Source organism: Streptomyces sp. NPDC086777, assembly GCF_040702065.1.
Classification (GTDB): domain Bacteria; phylum Actinomycetota; class Actinomycetes; order Streptomycetales; family Streptomycetaceae; genus Streptomyces.
The window spans coordinates 1-1,364 of sequence record NZ_JBFBJI010000102.1 but is presented as its reverse complement, the minus strand read 5'-3'; the positions used below and the strand labels follow the sequence as shown (position 1 = coordinate 1,364).

Below are 1,364 nucleotides of genomic sequence, written 5' to 3'. Positions count from 1 at the left end.
GTGTTTTCTGCTTGTTCGGTGAGGTGGGTCTGGACGGTGGTCAGGACGTGGCTGGTCAGTTCTCGTATGTCGGTGTCGGTGTGGTCGGTGAGGTCGAGTAGCGGCCAGTCCGTGCCGGTGGTCTCCGTGGGTGTGGGGATCTCCTGCCACACCACCCGGAACAACGCGTTGCGCACCTCGTCGGCCCGGGTGACCAGCTCGGAGGCGTCCACCGTCCGGAACGTCAGCTCACGCACGCACAGCACCGGAGCCCCCGACGGGTCGGCCGCGGCGATCGACACCGAGTCCGTACCGTGCGGCATGATCCTCACCTTGAGCCGGCGCGCACCCGAGGCATACAGCGAGAAGCGGCGCCAGGTGTCCGGCACCAGCACCGTGCCGTCCGTCCGGGCCGCGCCCAGCGGGCCCAGCTCGGCCGCTCGCAGCACCGCGTCCAGCAGCAGCGGGTGCAGACCGAAGTCCGCTGCGTCGTGGCCCGTCTCCGGCAGCACCACGTCCGCGTACACCTCGCCGTCGGACCGCCAGGCCTCCCGCAGCCCCTCGGGCAGCAGTTCCACGGCCACGGCCTCGGCGCCGTCCGGACGCCGTACCGAGAAGTCCCCTACGAAGGCAGGCGGGTTGGCCGAGAACCGCCCCACCGCGTGCCGGGTCCACTCCTCGGCACCGTCGGCGCACGCGTGCACGCTCACCTGCCGGCTGCCGGGGGCGGCGCCGGCACCCGAGTGCGGCGCACCCACCTGCACCCGGATGGCCACCGTGCCCGAGGCGGGCAGCACGAGTGGTGCCTCGACGACCAGTTCGTCCAGGACGCCCGCGCCGACCTGGTCGCCGGCGTGCACGGCCATCTCGATCAGCGCGGCGGCGGGTACGGCGGCCGGGCCGCCCTCCGCGTCCGCGAGCAGCCAGCCGTGTGTCGCACGGGAGAGCCGTGCCGTGGCCAGCACGCCGCCCGAGCCCGGGAGTTCGGCGACCGCACCGAGCAGGGGATGCTCGTCGGCCGCCAGCCCCAACGCCCCCGCGTCGGTGCTGCCGCTCGGACCCTCCAGCCAGTAGCGCTGGTGTTGGAAGGGGTAGGTGGGGAGGTTGGTGTGGTGGTGGGTGGGGGTGGTGTGGGGGAGGGGGTTGGTGGTGATGCCTCGGGTGTGGAGGGTGGCGAGGGAGGTGTGGATGCGGGTGGGGGTGTCGTCGTTGCGGCGGAGGGTGCCGGTGGTGATGGCTGTGGGGGTGTCGGGGTGGGTGTCGATGAGGTCCTGGACGGGGGTGGTGAGGACGGGGTGGGCGCTGGTTTCGATGTAGGTGTGGTGGCCGGTGGTGAGGAGGGTGGTGATGGCGTCGGCGAAGCGGACGGGGTGGCGGAGGTTGGC

The 1,364-nt window shown here is 72.7% G+C and carries 1 protein-coding gene; it reads right to left on the bottom strand.

The annotated features are described in order from the left end of the window. The coding region (locus AB0472_RS45970) for a polyketide synthase dehydratase domain-containing protein (RefSeq protein WP_366365669.1) at positions 1 to 1,364 on the bottom strand (1,364 nt) is incomplete at both ends.